This is a genomic window from Paenibacillus daejeonensis DSM 15491, from assembly GCF_000378385.1.
GTDB lineage: Bacteria > Bacillota > Bacilli > Paenibacillales > Paenibacillaceae > Paenibacillus_D > Paenibacillus_D daejeonensis.
The window spans coordinates 24,369-44,385 of sequence record NZ_KB899678.1 but is presented as its reverse complement, the minus strand read 5'-3'; the positions used below and the strand labels follow the sequence as shown (position 1 = coordinate 44,385).

Below are 20,017 nucleotides of genomic sequence, written 5' to 3'. Positions count from 1 at the left end.
ATCCGCTAATATGAATAAATGATTAAACATTTAATCATTTGATCTTAAGGTGGTGAAGAATTGACACTGTCGCATGAAATCCAGGATGCTAACCAGCAGCTATTAGAGAAGAAACAAGCGCTGATCTCGGAAATTAAACAGTCTACCGATGTTTTTAAGGCGTTGGCTGATCCGGTTCGACAAGATCTTCTTATGAAGTTCATGCTCGCCAAACGGCTCAACATAGCCGAAGTCGTCGAGCAATCCTCCTTGTCCCGCCCAGCTATCTCCCACCATCTGAGAATTATGAAGCAGGCAGGCATTTTAACCTCTGTAAAAGAGAGGACCGAGGTCTATTATAATCTTGCCATGGGTGATTCGGTCGTAGCGCAATTGAAAACCATTGTACGACTTGCTGAGAGTATTCTGGAGGACCCCGCCAAATCCTGAGCTTACCATCTGACTTTCTTTAGAAGAGAGTCATTTTCTTCACCATAAATGATCAAATGTTTAATCATTTAATTATTAAGATAAACGGAGGGAATACCATGACATGGAATTACACCGGCCAGACCGCTTTAGTGACAGGTGCTTCTTCAGGAATCGGCAAGGCTTTTGCTGAGCAATTGGCCCGCACAGGCTGTCACCTCATCCTGGTTGCTCGTTCACGGGATCGGCTGGAACAGCTGGCATATGAGTTGAAGACATCGTATGGTGTGGAGGTGCACGTCATAACAGCGGATCTCGCCGATCCTACATCTGTTGACCACTTGGCGAAGGAGCTTACTGATCGTCAACTAACCATAGACATCCTGGTGAACAACGCGGGCTTTGGAACGATGGGGGCCTTTCATCAGTTGTCACCTGAACGGTTGATGCAGGAAATCCAATTAAATGTTGCCTCTCTGACAGCACTGACACACCTCTGTCTTGGCCCCATGTTAGTTTCATCTAGAGGGGTTGTAATTAACGTAGCATCGATGACAGCCTTTCAGCCAGCGCCTTACATGGCTGTTTATGGCGCGACTAAAGCTTATGTACTATCCTTTACAGAGGCTCTTTGGGCAGAGTACCAATCGCGCGGGGTTCGTATTGTAGCCTTGTGCCCGGGCGAGACCAAAAGTTCATTTCATACGGTTTCGGGAACAGACGAGCTGACAAGTAAACGCATGGAGCCGGAAGATGTGGTTCACGCAGCTTTTCAAGCTGTCGATCGAAACAAAAGCAATAAAATCGTAGGCGTTCGTAATTACATCATGGCCCAGTTGCCCCGACTCCTACCCAGAACCATAGTATTGCAAGTGGTTGGCAGCATGTTCCGGCCGTTGCTTAAGAAAATCTAGTCCATAATATGGTATTATGAAAATTGGATAATTGATAATGAACACTAGGAGGGGAAATGAAAAAACGATTATACATACCTGCATTGCTATTGCTCATGATCAGCGTGCTGGGTTGTTCAACGAACCGAGAACCGATATTTCAAGTTGCGCCGACGGAATTGTTCGGTGGAGAAGCCGCGAAATTCAAAGGCTTTATGGAACATGCAGGAGCTGTGAACGTCCAATATCGAGGGCAGAAGGAATCCATTCAACTCATGGCTGAGGTTTGGGTGAACGGTGAGCTTCAGGAGGTTCACTCCCAATTAGGCGGTTTTTTAACCCAGGATGCAGGGAACAGCTTACGATCGTGGGAGGGTGAAGTCATTATTTCGATCAATAAAACGACGAACGATGAGGATCATACCCAATATCATACGAAAAGCGTCTTTTATAATGAAAGCGGTCATGTCGGCTATGAATATACCTTTGATGCGATGGAAGCTCACGCCGCTTTTGCATCTATACTAATGCATCAAGAACAAAGTATCTCGCCCGAAGACGGTGAAGTGGCCATCTGGGGGTTGCAAGCCAATAGTCAGTCAGTTCTTCATACGGTAGACCTCTCACCTGAGCAGCTAGAGAAGACCAACTGGGCAGTGATCTATAAATTGATTGCTACCGACTCTGATCTCTAACGGTAATGAATTAAAGGAGGAATAATAATGGAAGACTTTTTTGATTTTTTAGGTGGAATCGATGACCCTGATCACAGAGAAAAAATGGATGAACTGTTTTCTTGGATTAGACAAAAGTATCCTCAACTAAACGAAGTGATCAAATGGAAACAACCGATGTTTACGGATCACGGTACATTTATTATTGGATTTAGCGCCTCGAAAAAGCATTTAGCCGTATCACCTGAAAGTTTTACAATATCTCAATTGGAAGAGGATATTAAAAAGTCTGGATTTGATTACACGAAAGAGTTAGTTCGTTTCCCCTGGAAAAATCCGATTGATTACTCACTAATTGAAAAAATGATCGATTTTAATATTGCATCAAAGGCTGATTGTACTACTTTTTGGAGAGAGTAGAAGATTAGCATTCATGGTTAACGAAAGACAATTGAGGACGGCAGCCGAAGAAAGAATCGGCTGCCGTTTTCACTGAGAGAACAAGCAAGTCTCTCACAACGCCCGCGAGGGTTTATGATTTAAATAGGATGTATGGGTTTTTCTACTGGCAGGTCTAAAAAACCACGAAGCAACAGTTAACATGAGAAAGATCGAGGGGAGTAATATACTCTCAAAAGGTTGATCTAATATTATGTGTGAAATGAGTGCCCCTGCCAAGGTGAAGAAAAATCCGGCATAAGCCCATTCTTTAAGAAGTGGATAGTTTGGAATAAGAATGGCTATTACGCCTAAGATTTTAGAAACGCCAAGTACGGTCATTATATAGGGGGGGAATCCCAATATCGTCATCGTCTCCACTTCTACGTCCAATCTAATTAATTGAACAATCCCCACGTTAAGCATACCGAGCGAAAGCAAAGCGGTGGCAATCCAAAAAATAAGTTTGTTTCTTTTACTCATGTCCATTTCCTCCTTAATAGTTCCCAAATGTGCAGTCCAAAAATAATGCCCCTTAAACGGACACCATTTGGTGTCGTTTTTAATTATATGACACCAAATGGTGTCTTGTAAATCCGTTTTTCATTGGAATGCTGGTAAAAAGCGAACTCCAAAAGGGGCCATCCGCAATTTTCAGGGTGGCCCTTTGTTCAAATCATACTACTTTTTAACCACAGGAACCCAAAATTCACTGTAGAAAGTGCCGTCACCGTTTTCTATGCAATAAGTCGCATTAGGTCCGCCGATGTAAGCATAGTCAGTAATTTGAGACAAGACTTCGCCAAAAGCACGATAAGTCAACTGATTAAACAAAGTTTCCTTGTCACCGGTTCCTGCGAGCACTATATATTCACTATCCGGAAACTCAATAATGCGTGTTGCGTCAGATACCAATCTGCTAGCTTCTACCGCAAAATAATTCCATGGTCTGCCTTGATAAACCTCATTGACTGACCACTCGCGATCATCTTTTGCAGCCGCTTTGAGCTTACCAAAACGTCCATCAGCCTTAAGTACTCCCCAAAACTCCGCTTTTTCCTTCTGCAAAGCTGAAGCGTCTTGGAAATTGGATTGAATTGAAAAACCATAAGCGGTCAATGTAAATGATTTCTTATGTTCAACTGTGTAATCTGCCATGGTTTTGCTCCTTTGACTGAAATTAGCCTGTTACTTTTTCCACACGAAGCCACATTTCGCCGTAGAATGTACTGTTTTCATTTGCTTTGACGAGTATAAAGTTACCAGGACCAACGTATTTGCAGTCTGTGATTTCCTGCAGCAGATTACCGAAAACCTTGCCTGTTATTTCGTCATAGAGGCGGTTTTTGTCAGCGCCTGTGCCAGGAACCACGAGATAGTCCCCAGCGAGGAAGTCAAGGACGACCGCGCCTTCTACTTCGAAAGCACCCATCACGCCGAAGCCGCGCCAACCCTTGCCATCGATGACGTAGTTGATTTGATATTCTTGGTCGTCAGCGAGCTTGAGAAGGTCGGCTAGCTTACCGTTTTCAGTGATTTCAGCTTTTTTCGCAGCTGTTTTTGCTACATTGCCCGACCAGTCGTTGTAATCTTCAAGCAAAACACCGAAAGCAGTCATTTTAAAGTTCTCTGAGATGGTTTGGATGGAGTACTTAGACATTTTGATCTCTCCTTAGCAGATTTGTTTTTACAAGATTGATACTATTCTTTAAATGTATCAAAAAACGATACCTTTTTTAAAAGAATCAAACTCAGTACAGATGCGATAATTCTGATACAATAACATCATGAAAAAGACAGAACGAGTGAGCCTAATCATGCGCTTCATCAATAACCGCGCACATTTTACGATTGCAGAAATTCAGCGGGAGTTTAAGATTTCTCGATCGACAGCAATCCGCGACATTAACGAGATTCAGGCGATGGGTTTTCCGCTGACGACCGAACTCGGGCGCGGGGGCGGCTACAATGTCTTGCACAATCAGTATCTGTCCGCCGTCCGTTTCACGCCAGAAGAGCTGAAAGCGATATTCATCAGTTTTATTGCATCGAAAAATTCGCAGCTGCCTTATTTGCACAATCGACGCTCCATCACTGAGAAACTCATCGGCATCGCGTCGCAAATTCAGCATGACGAGCTGATTGAGCTCAATAATATCTTGCTATTTGAAAATACGAATCCTGCTAATCCGAACCTTTTGGAACTGGATGATGCGGCCCCTGCGGAGTTGAATCAGCTGATTTCGCTTGCTGTGCGAGATAAGCACTTGCGCTTGATGTATGAGCAGAGTCCTGGCGGGCCGCAATTAATGGACGTTTTTCTGATTCATATTTTTAACTCAAATGCTCGTTGGCTGGTCGAGGTTTATGATCTGGATACCGATGAGTTTCGTTACTTGCCGGTTGAGATGCTGCGGCATTCGGCCATTTCTGAGAAGAAGATGAGGCAGTCTAAACAAGAAATTTTAAATAAAAAACGGCTTGGTGCACGTGAGTCCAATCTAATTGTAAAGCTTGATACGATTGGGATTCATCGTTTTAAGCGCTTGCATCCGCCTGGGATCATTTTGTACTTTACAGGGATGTTCCAGTCGAGTGGGATTTTCGAGGCTCAATTGGATGTGACCGATGTTGAGACGTTAGAGTATTATGCGGACTGGCTTTTGTTTTTAGGGAAAGGGGTCGAGTTTGAACGGATTCCTGATGAACTTCGGTTGATTTTGAAAGAGCGATTAAGAGGAAGTGCTGACACTTTAACAAAATTACGTTAGCCCAATAGCGGGAAGACTCTGCTGTGAGAAGCAGAGCCTTCCTCTGGACTTTAGTTATAAAGTTTGACCGCTGTCCACGGTTATGATCTGACCGGTCATTGCTTCCTGTTCCAAAACAGCACAGATCAGTTGAGCGACATCATGAGGGGTTGAAATCCGCTGCAACAGAAGATGAGGCGCCAATCTCTTCATTTGTTCTTCCTTTCCGTCCCACCATCTTGTGGCAACAGCTCCCGGCACGACGCAGTTAACTCTAACATCAGGAGCTAGAGCTCAGGCTAACGATTTCGTAAGTCCATGAACCCCTGCTTTGGATACGGCATAGGGAAGAGAGGAGCCTAATCCTGTCTGACCAGCGATACTCCCAACGTTTACGATTGCCCCCTGGTTATTTCTCTTCATGTACGGAGCTACAGCCCTCGCACAGTAAAACATGCCCTTTACGTTCACATTGAACAAATTGTCCCATACCTCCTCGGTTGCCGAATCTAAATCCTCCATCGGAATATGTCTGGTGATACTGGCATTATTTACGAGCAGATCGATTTGACCGAATTTTTGTACGGCAGTCTGAACCATGGATTCTACTTCCTTGTTCTGGGAAACATCAGCTTGTAGGGCTATTGCCTGTCCGCCTTTATCCTTAATCAAATGAACCGTTTCTTCCGCATCGGATTGAGAACGTGAATAATTCACAATAATGGCTACCCCTCGTTCGGCTAGCATAAGACTTGTCGCCCTCCCGATTCCTGTACCACCGCCAGTCACAAGGCCCACCTTACTTTTTAATATCATCATAACTCCACTCCCTTGACATCTTTTTATATCTTCATTGTAAAGGGTGGACACGTATTTGTATAATTGAACTAATTGAAGTGATGGTTCAATAAAATTGAATTTGTTTAGGGGGAAGAATTGTGGATCTAAAGACGTTAAAAACCTTCCAATTAATCGTGAAATACGGAAACTTTAACCTCGCGGCACAAGAAATGAATTATGCACAATCTACCGTCACGATGCAAATTCAAAAGCTCGAGTCTGAACTGGGCGTTAAGCTAATAGAGCGTGGTAAAGAAATCGGCCTTACAGAAGCCGGTAGGCTGTTTTATGATCAGAGCTTACACATCATAAAAAATATGGAATACCTTCAGACCAGTTTATCCAATTTAAAATCAGGCGAGTCAGGACATATTCGTATAGGGGTAACAGAACCAACGGCGAGTTATCGTTTACCTGGTATTTTGAAGAATTTTATGTCCGAGCATCCGAATATCCGCATTTCTGTGGAAATTTCAAACACCCCGATTCTTAAAGAGCGGATTCTAAAAGGAGAAATTGATTTAGCGCTTTCTACGGCACCTGACTTGGGAACCGAGTTATATTTCGAGCCTTTATTTCAGGAAGAGTTCGTGGCATTGATGCCTGAAAATCATCCACTCGCGCAGAAAGAGGTAATTGTGCCGGAAGAGTTTCGGGGGTATCGACTGCTTATCACATCAGCGACTTGTCCGTACCGCAGGAAACTGGAGATGGTATTACAGGGGAATGGGAACGTCATGCTGGATACCATGGAGATCGGTAGCATGACGGCATTAAAATATTATGTGCAGAACGGGTTAGGAATTGCGCTCCTCCCAAAAATTATGATTGAACCCGAAATAAGTGGGACTACGGTCAGGATGGTCAGTGAAAATCTTATCTTGATGACATTCGGGATCTTGTGCAGAGCATCGGCCTATCCGTTGCAAAATGCTAGTGGAAAGCTGTTTCAACAGCTCAAACTTTATCTAAAAGAAGGACAATTTCCCGCGTTCGAACAAAACTTGCCGATTCCACCGCGGTGAACAAGGGTCATGAGTGAGATGTTGGAATAACAATCAGTCTTAAAAGATCGTCTATGAAGTTTACCTCTTCGGACGATCTTTTTATTTTATTGTTATTAATCGATAAGCTTTAGAGAATTATGACATAGGTTGTCATAAACGATGTCTATACTTAGATTGTAAAGAAAACGAAAGGAGAAATTCTACTTGTAACCTTAGATTCACAATTTGATAAGGAGACATTCCGACCTATGGATACAAACATTACAAGCCTCTCTACCGAATCCTTACAAAAAGCAGGCATAAGAGAGTGGGCCGGACTGGCAGTACTAGCATTGCCTACATTACTGCTGGCTTTGGACATGAGCGTGCTTTACTTGGCAACTCCGCATCTTAGTGAGGAACTGGAGCCAAGCAGTGTCCAGCTTTTGTGGATAATGGACATTTACAGCTTCATGATTGCCGGTTTTCTCGTCACCATGGGTACGCTGGGGGATCGCATTGGGAGACGCAAACTTCTGATGATCGGCGGAGCGGCATTCGGGATCACTTCTGTGGTTGCAGCCGTATCGACAAGTGCCGAGATGCTGATCGCAGCACGGGCGCTTCTCGGCATATCTGGCGCTACTCTCATGCCCTCTACCTTGGCTTTAATAAGTAACATGTTTAAAGACCCTAAGCAAAAAGGGGTTGCGTTAGGTGTTTGGATGAGTTGTTTCTCCGGGGGAGCGGCAATAGGCCCGCTCGTTGGTGGTGTTCTGCTCGAGTTTTTTCACTGGGGTACAGTCTTCCTAATCGGAGTGCCAATCATGATTCTGCTCCTATTAACTGCACCTAGGCTGCTTCCCGAATATAAAGCTCCTGGAGCCGGACCAATAGAGCTGTTGAGTGTAAGCCTTTCCCTGCTTACCATACTTCCGGTCGTTTACGGACTTAAGGAGCTAGCAAAATACGGAATGACAGTAACGTCCATAGCCGCTCTGGCCGGAGGGATCATTTTCGGAATCGTGTTTGTAAAACGGCAGCGACAGTTGGCGACACCGCTTATTGATTTTCAACTTTTTAAGAACCGTACTCTCAGTGTTTCGTTAGGGATCATGTTGCTAGGTGCAGCCGCTATGGGCGGGATCGGATTAATCATAAGCCAGTATCTACAACTTGTGGCCGGATTGTCACCACTTCAAGCAGGTCTATGGTCAGTGTTGGCAATGGTGGCGGTAACCATAAGTTCGATAGCAGCACCAATTCTTAGCAGGCGTATCAGTCCCAGCTATATAATGAGTTCAGGGTTAGCATGCGCTGCCATTGGATGCATATTGTTAGCCAGGGTCGGTGATACGACGGATTTCGCTCTTTTGATATCTGGTCATATTCTCATGGTGTTTGGGATTGGACCAATCGGTGTGCTTGTGACTGAACTTGTTGTAGATTCGGCACCTCGCGAAAGAGCAGGGTCGGCATCGGCACTCTCGGAGATGAGCGGGGAACTTGGTGTAGCCCTCGGAGTTGCCATACTAGGCAGCATCGGAACCACGGTTTATCAAAAAATGATGAGAGATTCAATCCCTTCGGGTCTGCCGACCGAAGTAACTGAAGCTATCATTGACACTATAACCGGGCTAACGGCTATTGCGAAACAATTGCCAGTTGAACTTGCCAGCATGCTTCAATTATCCGCAGGAGAAGCCTTCACTTCTAGTCTCAATATTGTTGCTATCATCACAGCTATCACGTTTTTTATGCTCTCCGTTCTTACGCTTTTTAAAATTAGAATCAGTAAATGAATCACAAAACGAGAGTGTGCTTTAATATGACACAAGGTGACATAATGAAGGTCTATAATGTTAATAGATCAACGAGAGGAGCAATAGATGATGAGCAGAAGAATCATTTTAGACTTGGCTGTTACGTTGGATGGTTTCATTGAGGGGAAAAATGGTGAAGTGGATTGGTGCATTATGGATCCCGAGCTGGAGTTCAATAAATTCTTAAATCAAGTGGATACCATATTTTATGGAAGAAAAAGCTATGAAGAATGGGGCCAATTCACCCCAAATCATGAAGATTCGGAGGCTGACAAACAATTTTGGGCATTGGTTCATAGTAAAGAGAAATATGTGTTTTCCAGGTCGCAGCAGGGGACGAATCATAAAGCTGTATTTATAAACGATCATATCCTTGAAGAAGTGCACAAAATAAAGCAGAGTCCAGGTAAAGATATCTGGCTCTATGGTGGAGCAAGTTTAATTACAACTTTTATTCAATTAGGACTTGTGGATGAATTTAGATTATCCGTGCACCCAATTGTGTTGGGAGAAGGAAAACCATTGTTTGCAGATATCAAAGAAAGATTGAATTTAAAGTTGGCCCATACAAGAACGTACTCCTCAGGCCTAGTACAGCTCATTTACCATTGGGACGGTGGGGTTCATGAACGTCAATGATATCATCATTAAAGGAGCACGCGAAAATAACCTGAAAAACGTGAATGTCCGCATCCCGAAGCGAAAGATCACGATCTTCACCGGTGTCTCGGGTTCGGGCAAATCTTCGCTGGTCTTCGACACCATTAGTGTTGAAGCTCAGCGGCAACTGAACGAGACGTTCTCCGCCTTTATCCGCAACCGACTGCCGCGGTTTAGTCAGCCAGATGCCGATCTGATCGAGAACCTGTCTACGGCAGTTGTCATTGATCAGAAGAGACTCGGGGGAAACTCTCGTTCGACGGTCGGCACAATTACGGATATCTATGCAATGCTCCGACTGCTGTTCTCCAGAATCGGCAAACCGTTTGCCGGTAATTCGCATGTTTTCTCCTTTAACGACCCGACCGGTATGTGCCCGGAGTGCTCTGGGGTGGGACAGGTGGTGCAGTTCGATGTGGTGAAGCTGCTCGACAGCTCCAAGTCGCTGAATGAAGGTGCGATTCTGTTCCCCGCTTTTAAAGTGGGGGGCTGGTTATGGAGTACATATGCCCAATCCGGATTGTTTGACAACAACAAACGGCTCGCTGATTACACGCCGGAAGAGTGGGATATCCTCCTGCACGGCAAAGAAAGCAAGATCGTATACCATACCAAAGGCGGCGCCATCGAATCAGATTACGAAGGTCTGCTGCCCAAATTAACCCGCCTATATCTAAAGCGGGACAGCAGCGAGCTGTCCGAAGCGAAACGCGAATCGATTGACCGGTTCTTATCCTACAGTGAATGCAGCCTGTGCAAGGGAAGCCGGCTTAATCAGGAGGCTTTAAGCTGCCGGATAAACGGAACCAACATTGCCCAATGCGCCGCAATGGAGATTAGGGAGCTTATTCGTATGATCAGAGCCATTCAAGATCGCGTCGCTGGCCCTATAGTTGACGGGATTCTGATTCGGCTGAACCATCTGGTCTCGATCGGGCTGGAGTATCTGAGTCTGGACCGACCTACCTCAACTTTGTCGGGCGGGGAATCACAGCGCATCAAGATGGTCCGTCATCTGGGCAGCAGCCTTACCGATATGATTTACATTTTCGATGAGCCAAGCGTCGGGTTACATCCGCGGGACGTCCATCGTCTAAATGGTATGCTGTGCCAGCTCCGGGACAAAGGGAATACCGTACTCGTCGTCGAACATGACCGCGAAGTGATGGAGATCGCAGATTATATCATCGATGTCGGACCCCATGCGGGAACCCGCGGCGGTGAAATTGTCTACGAGGGCGATTTTGCAGGCTTGCTCCGCGCGGATACACTGACAGGGCGGTACTTGAAGCAAAGTCTGCCCTTGAAAACTTCACTCCGGGTGCCCAAGGGTCGGATGACCGTAGCCGGAGGCAGCCTGCACAATCTGAAGAATGTGACCGTCGATATACCTGTCGGTGTGATGACCGTGGTAACGGGAGTTGCCGGCTCAGGCAAAAGCACACTGATTAACGGAGCATTCCTGCCCTCTCATCTGGAAGCTATTGTCATTGATCAGTCGGCCGTAGGCACATCTATCCGCTCCAATCCGGCTACCTACACGGGGATGATGGACGAGATCCGCCGGCTGTTCGCAGCAGCCAACAAGGTCAGCGCTTCCCTGTTCAGCTTCAACTCCAAGGGGGCCTGTGCCAACTGTCAGGGTCTTGGCACAATCTACACGGATTTGGCGTTTCTCGAGCCGATCAGGACGACTTGTGAAGTATGCGCGGGCAGGCGGTTCAGTGATCAAGTGCTAGCGTACAAACTGAATGGAAAATCCATCAGCGACGTCCTCGCCATGACAGTACGGGAGGCTTCGGAATTCTTCAGTAAGAAGGAGTTGCTGCGTCAATTGCAGACGCTCGAGGATGTGGGACTCGGATACGTAACGCTGGGCCAGCCTCTGAGCACTTTGTCGGGTGGAGAATGCCAACGCATCAAACTGGCTGAGGAACTTCACAAGGAAGGCAACCTCTATGTCATGGATGAGCCGACAACCGGACTGCATATGTCCGATATTTCTCGTCTGATGGACATTTTGAACCGCTTGGTAGACGGGGGCAACACAGTGGTGGTCATCGAACACAATCTGGATGTGATCAAGAGCGCAGACTGGATCATTGATGTAGGTCCAGAGGGCGGGCATCGGGGAGGCCAGATCGTATTCGAAGGAACCCCTGTCCAGCTTGCAGCTGCCGAGCATTCGATAACGGGGATGTATCTGCGCAAGGCGGAAGCCAGCCAAGGAGCATGATCCTGAGGTATAATGATTTCTACGTGATTTCTCCGTATAATGAGACAAAGACCAATTAAGGAGGGATCGTTCTGAGAGCGGATCGGCTGCTGACCATTTTATTATTGCTGCAGAACCAGGGAAGGATGACCTCGCGGGAGCTAGCGAACAAGCTGGAGGTGTCGGAGCGGACCATCTTTCGCGATATGGAGGCATTAAGCACGTCCGGCATTCCCGTCTACGCTGAACGCGGCTCCGGCGGTGGTTGGCTGTTATCCGAAGGTTACCGAACCAATTTGACGGGGATGAAAGCAGAAGAGATCTTATCGCTGCTGCTCACCAATCCGTCCAATTTACTGGATGACCTTGGCATTAAAGATCACTTTGATGCTGCTTTTCAGAAATTGTTGGCCGCCTCTCCAGCTGCAATAAAAATCAATGCCGAAATGGTGCGACAACGAATCCTTGTTGATGGCGCTGGCTGGCATCAATCGAAAGAATCGTTCGAGCATTTGTCGACTGTCCAGGAAGCGGTCTGGGAAGAGCGTCAGTTGAGTATAAAATACCGAAGGGACGAAGAGACTGTGGAACGGATCGTCAACCCCCTCGGTATTGTCGCGAAACGAAACGTCTGGTATTTGATCGCAGAATCAAGCGGAGACATGCGTACCTATCGTATCTCTCGCCTGACGGATGCCACCACGTTGGAGGAAAGATTCGAGCGGCCCGACGACTTCGATCTGGAACAGTATTGGGAACAATCAACACAGCAATTCAAAAAGAATTTGCCCCGGTATCCTGCACGACTGAGACTTCATCAGAAACTGCACTCACGCATCGGACAAGAGAGGTATGCCAAGATACTTTGCACTGAGGAAGCTAGTGATGCTAGTGAGTGGTCAGAGCTGGATATCGAGTTCCAGACACTCAACTCTGCTTGTGAAATCATTTTAAGCTACGGATCTCTTGTTGAAGTGCTGGCACCAGAGGAATTACGGGTGAAAGTGGTTTCCGAAGTGAGAGCAACCGCAGCGATCTATCGGTGAAATTGTCACATTCAGAACGGATCACAGAGAATGTTTTGCGATGTAAGGAGGTGATTTAATGGACATCCAACGAAGCGGTTCACGCCCCGCCAAACCAGGTCCGGCCGATTATTTTACGGGACAGGTACGCTTAGAGCCTTTATTCGAGGCTCTGGAGCCTGCCCGGGTCGTCAGCGCTAACGTCACATTTGAGCCCGGTGCCCGTACGGCGTGGCATACCCACCCACTGGGACAGACCTTAATCGTCACAGCTGGCAGCGGCAGAGCACAGGTATGGGGTGGTGAGATCCAGTACATTCACGAAGGGGATGTAATCTGGTTCCCGCCCGGTGAGAAGCATTGGCACGGTGCGAATCCGAACACATCCATGACCCATATCGCCATCCAAGAACGGCTGGATGCGGAGACTGCAGTCTGGCTGGAGAAGGTGTCTGAAGATCAATACGATCCTCAGCCGGAAGCAGAATAAGGGTAAGAGAAATTAATTTCGTTAAACCAACTACTTGAAAGCAGTTATGACCTTGGAGCGACTATACCCAAGGTCATTTATTTTGCCTAAGAATAGATCAGTCGCGCAATTGCGACAAAAAAACAAAAATAACGCCAACACCAAATGACAATGTTTCCGAGCGAAGCATGCTATACTCAGAACTGTTTTAGGGGTTTGCTAAAACGTTTTAGCAATTGAGGCCTCCCCTTACAACTCATATTATCACAATGGAGGTGAAGGAGCTGATTTTCTTTTTGTAAGCGATAACATGTTATTGATGTGCAAGAAAAAATGAACAAGAATGATGAGAGGAGTTACAGTTCATGCGTAAATTTAGATTCATGGTGGCTCTCTTGCTATGCTTCACTATGGTATCCGGTGCCATGGTATCCCTGGCTTCAGCAGATTCATCGCAGGAACCAAATAAGACGTGGAGGCAGGTCGATCCTGCCAAGGTTCAGATTGGTAAAAGCTATCTCATTGTGTCCGAGCACGGTGCGCTAACGAATGCACAAGCGACCATCAGCACACCCGGTGACGTCACTGGCGATACTCAGATAGGCATGGCCTCCAAGCCCGTAACGATAAAAGACGGCTTGATCACCTCCGAAGTGACAGACGACATGATCTGGCAGTTTGGTCTTGGCGCCAACACGGCTGCGGCCTCCGGCGGTCTTGGCGAAGGTCCTGGCTACTCGGTCTTGAACGACGCTCCCGGCACAGGCGGTGGCAAGGAGCCTCTGAGAAGAGAATCCAGCTTCAATGCACAGCATGCCCCGCTTAACACGACCAGCGCAGCCATCAATGGCAACCAGCAGAGCATGCTGCTGCGTGTACTGGATGAAAAAGAAGGCACCGTGTCCCTGTACATTTGGGGCGGGAACAACCAGTGGAACTTTGCTCTGACGAGTACAAGAGACGGCTTCACCGCAAAAAGCAGAACAGCGAACACGACGAGTGCAGCTCAACTGCTGGAGCAGATCAATCAGTCTCCGTCCTTGCGGCTGTATGAGCCTAATGTGACTGTCGGCACGCAGCACTACGTCATGGCTTCCTCCGGTCAGAACGGCAGCATCAGCCCGTCCTCCCTGGCAGGCCATGTGTGGGTGAACGATGGGGAAGACGTAACCTTCACGTTCAACCCAGCGTTTGGCTTTGAAGTGGATAAGGTGACGGTTAACAATCAAGAAGTAGCTGTTACAGACAACACTTACACCATCAAGAACGTCACGGCAAGCGGTACGACAATCCATGCGACCTTCAAGCCAAGCTTGAGCGCAGCGGAGTTACCGTTCACCGTGTATAATGACATCTTCTCTGTCGGCAACGTCACAACTGCGGTCGTCATCGACCTTGGCGAAGGCAAAGCGGCGAACCTTGCTGACCTGAATGCCGACATGTTCACAGTAGGTGCAAGGAACACGAGACTCGATGGCTCGACCTTGATTTTCGATGGCCCGCGCAATATTTCCAGAGTTTATGTGAACAGCAATCCCGAGCCGCTTGGTTACATCTCGCCAGCTCCAGGATCTGACGATCTCGTAAAGGATACACCTGCGAGCGGACGCTACATCATCGTAGAAATGGAGTTCTGGAATGCTAATGGCTATACGTCTGGCGCCATGGTATCGGGCAACCTGCAAAACGCATTCTCGGCAATCCTCAACTACCGGGTCAATGTGAATCGTGAGGTGAAGCTGACAGACGGCACAACACTCACGCCAAAATTCACTCAGACCGCAATTGTGAACCCGGCGCTCGACAAGTTTGTCCCAGACAAAACAAACCCTGGTGGTACAGGAAGCATGGACATCCTGATTTCAGTCGATGAGTCTTGGAAAGACAAGGGACCTCTCCCACTGTTCATCTACAATCATGGCGGCGGCCGGGGCGGTCCTTCAGGCGACTACTTCGCTCCTATGCAGACCGCGAATGGCGCAGCCGTACTGTCCAAGCGCCAATTGGAGAGCCCAGGCAAGTACAACGCACATATCATAGCTACACAGAACCACGCGAACAATCAGGCCAACAATGAGGCTCTTATGGCCTACGTTCAGAAGCTGGCTGCCGAGGGCAAGGTGGATCTGGACCGCATCTACATGTCCGGCTTCTCCATGGGCAGCATGTACACCCTCGGGTTCTATTCGCGCAATCCTGAGTTCGTCGCAGCCATCGTGCCGCTTGCTGGAGGCTCCTTGCCAACTGCGGAACAGCTTCAAGCGAACCCTGAGCTCGCAAAAACAGCCATCTGGGCACACACACATAAGAATGACAGTGCGGGGAATACATGGACACAATATTTCAGTACAGGTGCGGGCGCCAGCGGCTTATATGCCAACGCCAACGTGAACGTTCTGGATACCAACCAGGCCTTTAATTTCCCATACTACGGCTTTGACTGGACTCCACACGAGACGGAAGCCCAAGTGTACAGCAACCGGCTCGGCCAATCCAATGCCAGCTTCCGATATGGCGCAAGCCAAGAAGCTTTCGCTGACAAGAACATTTTTGATTGGATGTTCGCACAGTCCAGGCATACAGCGACTAGCTCAGCTACCTTGTCTGGTCCAGCAGTGGTACAGTTTGGGGATACTTTCGATGTGACCTACGGTCTCGACAGTCTTAAACAGGAAGTGTATGCACAGGACATTACGATCAAATACGATGCGGCTAAGCTGGAGCTTGTGGGTCAGCCGGTATCGTTGGATGCGAGCAAATTCGCGATTGTAGGTACAGACAGCCAAGAAGGAAGCATTCGTATTATCGGTACGCATTTCAACGAGGGCGTAACCAACCCTAACCAACATCTCTTCAAGCTCACCTTCAAAGCCAAGAACACAGCTGGTATTGCGGATATCGCAGTAACACTTGTCGTACTTGCGGATGGCGAGGGAATAGAGGCGGAAGTGGATGGTAATACGCACGCCGTTGAGATTCGCAAGCCTGTCGTACCAGGTGATTACAACGATGACAACAGAGTTAGCGTTGGTGACCTGGCACTCGTTGCAAAAGCTTATGGCAAAACTTCGAATAGTCCGGATTGGAACGACGTGAAGAAGTACGACATCAACAATGATGGAACGATCGACATCGCCGACCTTTCGGCATTGGCACGTCTTATTCTGACGAACTAATTGAGTTAACTAGAATGGCAACGCCCCCTTTACTGAAAGGATAGAGGGGGCGTTCTTGTCGTGCTTGGAATCGGGAATTTAGGCTACGCCTGGTGGCTCAACCAGCCTCAGAACAAAGTGAACCATGAGAAGAAAATAAGACCTTCTAGCACGGCAATTGCGCGGTGGCTGTGGGGGCGAATTGTTGAAAAAGAATTTAAAGTTTGTGATTAAAATCACATCCCTAGAGTTGAAGCGTAGTTACAATAAACTTAGAAAGTTTGGTAACGACACTATTGCACGAAGGGGTGGGGTTAATGGAAGTTATGTTCACCATCATGGGATTTAGCCTAGCAATACTCACTGTACTAATCATATTCGTAGCTGCTGCTTGGGAAATGGAACCGATTGACAAGACATTTCCGACGGGTCAAACGTTGAATGGAGGTGCGAACTAATGGAGGCCATGGCCATCTATCTTTTCTTCTTCGGCATGCTGGGGCTGCTGGCTGTCGGTTTGCTACTCTTACCCAGCCAAGTCACCATTCCACAAGATGATGAAATCATAGTGAAGTAATTTATTGCAAACCACGTCCAGCGTGGTTTTTTTGTTGTTTCTTATATGCTGATGAGGATTAGATGTGTGCGTCAATCCGCTGATATCAGGTCGAGCAATCTAAACGTACACTAGAATTAATTGAGCGAACTTTTTTTCAAATCTCCCAGGAAAATGTGTATCATTTTCGAATGGCCGACATATGATGTGGTATATCAGTTCTTAAGGGAATTGATACGCCACTCTAACTAATCGGGTTAGAGCGGTCTAGGCAATACGCCAAGCTGGCGGGATTGCCGTTCCTGTTTCTCCGGTTGCTCCTGCAACAGTGGTTGATTCGGCTGCTCCCCGAACGCGAACCACACCTACATGAAAGAGACGGCTCCTGTCGACGGGTAGCCGTCTTTTTCATAACCCCCTCCCTTAAAGAAGGGAAAAATACCCAATATAGAGAATTTAGATACTATTAACCGTGCAAGTATTTTCAAAGGACAAGCATAACCATTTAATCGTTACATAATTTAGAAGTAAATGAACGTTAACTTCATGCACGGTATGACGAGGGAGGGGTAGGTATGAATCCGAAAGAGGTGTTGACTGAGCATCAGAAGCAGGCCTTCAAACGCATACCGAACCCCCATGATCCAGCTGTCGTTCATCACTATACCTTCACCCAAGAACAGTTAGACATTATCCTTCATCATCGCCGCGATTACAACCGTTTGGGCTTTGCGGTTCAACTTGCCCTGGTTGCTTATCCCGGTTGGCCCCTTCAACAATATGAAGCGATTCCCGATGCGTTTCTTGCTTTTATCGCAGCTCAGTTGAACATCTCGCCGTCCGAGTTCGCCAACTATGCACATCGGGAACCCACACGAAGAGAACATTTGGATGAAATTCGCCGTTTGTTCGGCTACACCAGCTTCAGCAAAGAGCATTATGATCAGTTAGTCCAGGACCTGTACCCTATAATTATGAGCTGCGAAGACGCGGTACAAGGTGTTCACACTTGTGTGAATTGGCTACGAGAACGCAAAATTATTTTCCCTGCACTCTCTACGATTGAACGGGCCGTCTGGGAAACAAAGCACAAAATTGAACATGATATTCTGCAGCAGTTAAATGTCTCGCTTACGCCAACACAACTAGATCACCTGGACCGCCTCCTCCTGACAGGGGAGGGGACGCCGTCCTTGAGCTGGCTGAGACTCGGGACAGATGCTTACACCGCAGATGGTTTCTTGAAGGTCGCAGAACGCTTGGCCATCCTGAAGGATATTGATATCACTGTGACGACAACGGGCATTCCCGCCTCGCGATTACAGCAACTCAAGTCTATTGCCGAGTGTTATGACGCTACGGTTTATTCTCGATTGAAGCCAACTAAAAAATATGGACTGCTCGCGCTGCACATCGACCGTTTGGGTACGGAACTGACCGACCGCGCGTTACACATCCACAATGTCATAGTCAGTGAATTTATTAGTGAGCTTCCTAAAGTACGAAAGCCTACCGTCCAAGAGGACCAGGCTGCCCGGACACTGGCAGAGGATTTTTCAGCAGAAGCGAAAAAGCGCTTGAAGAAACTATACTTTCATTTCCGCAAATATGCCCCGCTACTTCTCAGTTTGTTCGAGTTTAATGGGGATGAGCGGACCAGACCGTTGCGCTTAGCGATGGATGCACTACATGAGATGTATACGCAAGAAGCACGGCATAGCCCGATTGATCCGACCTTACTGACCTTCATCCCACCTGCTTGGCGTCCGTTTATTAAGGGCCGCAATCAGGTGATTTACCGCTACTTATTTGAAACCGCTGTTCTGGTAGAACTGCGTAATCGCACGAGAGATGGACAGCTGTGGGTGAAGAATAGCCATCGTTATGGCTCCTGTCATTTGCTACCCTCTGATGTTGTGGATGCTTCCTCAGAATCAAAGCTTATATCCACCTATCTGGAGGATCGAAAACAAAGGCTGGCAGAGATTGTACCTCACATCTCACCCATGCCCAAGCCAGGCATTAACTATAGGCGCCCGCCTGGCCAGAAGGCTCCCAGAAGGCAAGTATACAAGTACTACACCAGTCTCACCCAACTGCCCAAAATAGACTTCATTGAATTACTCGAAGAAGTAAATCGCTGGACAGGTTTTGCTGATTGTTTCATTCATGCCTCAACCACCAAAGAACCAGATGAACAAGAGGTGCAACGCATTTTTTCTCTCTTGATCAGGCTTGGGACCCTGAGAGGGCTGCCAGCGAGTCAGGATGACCAGGAACAAGCGACCTACCGTCAATTGATGACCACGTTGCAATGGCGTATTCAGGCACACACGCTGTTGGTTGCCCAAGAGAAGTTGCTACACTATATGGACAGTCAGTATCTAGTGCCAGACTGGACTCGCAACGCCACCAGTTCCTGTGATGTGCAAGTCATCTTGGATGGGGAGGGGAAGCGACAGGGGTATCTGTGTCGCACCATGAACAATATGGGCATGATACAGTCGACACATCTAACCTTTGACCACCATATCGGCTGGCAACTGGCAGGAGCGACAGCGCAAGGCACACTCATGGAGGCGCAGGTACGCTATTGCCCAGCCAGCGGGATGTCGGATGAACTATTTGGTTTGGCCCGCCTCCTCGGCCTACAATTGATCCCGCGGCTAACCCATGCTCCTCAGACCAAATTATATACGATTGGGAAGGTCGCACTCCCGCCATTCGCCAAAACAGGCTTGATTCAGGAGGAGAAGATTCAGTCCGCCGCTGATGCCTTGGCAGCTCTGCCGACCTACGTTCGCGAGCAACAGATTTCGTCTCAGCAATTGTATCTCAAGCTACGAGCCTTCCCCGAGCTTAGAGAGGCAGTGAGAGAGGTCGGACGAATCGAGAAGACGTTATCGAGTGCCGAGCTCGTGCGATCTCATCAGGTCCACCAAGCGATCAGGGAGGATGCATTCCGGTGGGAGTCGATGAACCAGTTAACCCGATCGCTAAGCCAAGGCAGTGAGTGGCATGTGCGCCGGGATGAGAGGGAGGAGCACTCGCTTGCCATCCTGGCCCAGAGCTTGCTGATCAATGCGATTATTGTGTGGAACAGCAGCCGATACACCGAATAGAAC

The 20,017-nt window shown here is 47.6% G+C and carries 16 protein-coding genes and 1 pseudogene; 13 read left to right on the top strand and 4 right to left on the bottom strand.

Translation table 11 applies throughout. The features are described 5' to 3' along the window. Positions 1-60: 60 nt before the first annotated feature. The 4 genes from F556_RS0130195 (at position 61) to F556_RS0130180 (ending at position 2,395) form a co-directional block, all read left to right on the top strand. A complete protein-coding gene (locus tag F556_RS0130195; protein WP_020620748.1) occupies positions 61-429 on the top strand; it encodes an ArsR/SmtB family transcription factor in 369 nt (122 codons plus the stop codon). A gap of 98 nt (positions 430-527) precedes the next feature. Next, positions 528-1,322 (top strand): SDR family NAD(P)-dependent oxidoreductase, encoded by a 795-nt coding sequence (locus F556_RS0130190; protein WP_020620747.1) that lies wholly within the window; start codon positions 528-530, stop codon positions 1,320-1,322. Between the two features lie 56 nt (positions 1,323-1,378). Further along, positions 1,379-1,996 (top strand): hypothetical protein, encoded by a 618-nt coding sequence (locus F556_RS0130185; protein ID WP_020620746.1) that lies wholly within the window; start codon positions 1,379-1,381, stop codon positions 1,994-1,996. A gap of 27 nt (positions 1,997-2,023) precedes the next feature. After that, entirely contained in the window at positions 2,024-2,395 is a 372-nt protein-coding gene (locus F556_RS0130180) for an iron chaperone (protein WP_020620745.1), read from the top strand. A 93-nt stretch (positions 2,396-2,488) separates the two neighbouring features. Here F556_RS0130180 and F556_RS0130175 read toward each other — a convergent pair whose 3' ends face one another. The 3 genes from F556_RS0130175 to F556_RS0130165 all read right to left on the bottom strand — a co-directional run bounded on the left by F556_RS0130175 (position 2,489) and on the right by F556_RS0130165 (position 4,073). Next, on the bottom strand, positions 2,489-2,896 hold the full coding sequence (locus F556_RS0130175; RefSeq protein ID WP_020620744.1) for a DoxX family protein: 408 nt from the start codon (positions 2,894-2,896) through the stop codon (positions 2,489-2,491). A gap of 198 nt (positions 2,897-3,094) precedes the next feature. After that, complete coding sequence (locus F556_RS0130170) at positions 3,095-3,571, bottom strand: GyrI-like domain-containing protein (RefSeq protein WP_020620743.1); 477 nt, start codon at positions 3,569-3,571, stop codon at positions 3,095-3,097. A gap of 22 nt (positions 3,572-3,593) precedes the next feature. Further along, complete coding sequence (locus F556_RS0130165; protein WP_020620742.1) at positions 3,594-4,073, bottom strand: hypothetical protein; 480 nt, start codon at positions 4,071-4,073, stop codon at positions 3,594-3,596. Between the two features lie 127 nt (positions 4,074-4,200). Here F556_RS0130165 and F556_RS35685 point away from each other — a divergent pair, with 127 nt between their 5' ends. Further along, positions 4,201-5,184 carry a helix-turn-helix transcriptional regulator gene (locus tag F556_RS35685; RefSeq protein ID WP_040718907.1) on the top strand — a complete coding sequence of 328 codons (984 nt, stop codon included), beginning with the start codon at positions 4,201-4,203 and terminating at the stop codon, positions 5,182-5,184. Between the two features lie 54 nt (positions 5,185-5,238). On the opposite strand, the pseudogene F556_RS35680 reads toward F556_RS35685, so the two are convergent. Continuing rightward, positions 5,239-5,979: pseudogene (locus F556_RS35680) on the bottom strand (SDR family NAD(P)-dependent oxidoreductase). 122 nt (positions 5,980-6,101) lie between these two features. On the opposite strand from F556_RS35680, the gene F556_RS0130150 reads away from it, so the two are divergent. From F556_RS0130150 to F556_RS0130100, 8 genes are all read left to right on the top strand, one after another. After that, the gene (locus tag F556_RS0130150) at positions 6,102-7,028 is read left to right on the top strand and encodes a LysR family transcriptional regulator (RefSeq protein ID WP_020620738.1); all 927 of its coding nucleotides are present in this window, start codon (positions 6,102-6,104) and stop codon (positions 7,026-7,028) included. 230 nt (positions 7,029-7,258) lie between these two features. Continuing rightward, the gene (locus tag F556_RS0130145) at positions 7,259-8,791 is read left to right on the top strand and encodes an MFS transporter (protein WP_020620737.1); all 1,533 of its coding nucleotides are present in this window, start codon (positions 7,259-7,261) and stop codon (positions 8,789-8,791) included. 90 nt (positions 8,792-8,881) lie between these two features. Continuing rightward, a complete protein-coding gene (locus tag F556_RS0130140; protein ID WP_020620736.1) occupies positions 8,882-9,451 on the top strand; it encodes a dihydrofolate reductase family protein in 570 nt (189 codons plus the stop codon). Continuing rightward, positions 9,438-11,708 carry an ATP-binding cassette domain-containing protein gene (locus F556_RS0130135; protein ID WP_020620735.1) on the top strand — a complete coding sequence of 757 codons (2,271 nt, stop codon included), beginning with the start codon at positions 9,438-9,440 and terminating at the stop codon, positions 11,706-11,708. The genes F556_RS0130140 and F556_RS0130135 overlap by 14 nt, the downstream gene beginning before the upstream one ends. 71 nt (positions 11,709-11,779) lie before the next feature. After that, positions 11,780-12,733: a helix-turn-helix transcriptional regulator gene (locus F556_RS0130130; RefSeq protein WP_026297587.1), complete on the top strand. Its 954-nt coding sequence runs from the start codon at positions 11,780-11,782 to the stop codon at positions 12,731-12,733. Between the two features lie 58 nt (positions 12,734-12,791). Further along, positions 12,792-13,202 carry a (R)-mandelonitrile lyase gene (locus F556_RS0130125; protein WP_020620733.1) on the top strand — a complete coding sequence of 137 codons (411 nt, stop codon included), beginning with the start codon at positions 12,792-12,794 and terminating at the stop codon, positions 13,200-13,202. 344 nt (positions 13,203-13,546) lie between these two features. Further along, a complete protein-coding gene (locus tag F556_RS0130120; protein ID WP_020620732.1) occupies positions 13,547-16,357 on the top strand; it encodes a cohesin domain-containing protein in 2,811 nt (936 codons plus the stop codon). A gap of 1,110 nt (positions 16,358-17,467) precedes the next feature. After that, complete coding sequence (locus tag F556_RS0130100; RefSeq protein ID WP_020620728.1) at positions 17,468-20,014, top strand: DUF4158 domain-containing protein; 2,547 nt, start codon at positions 17,468-17,470, stop codon at positions 20,012-20,014. Positions 20,015-20,017 lie beyond the last annotated feature (3 nt).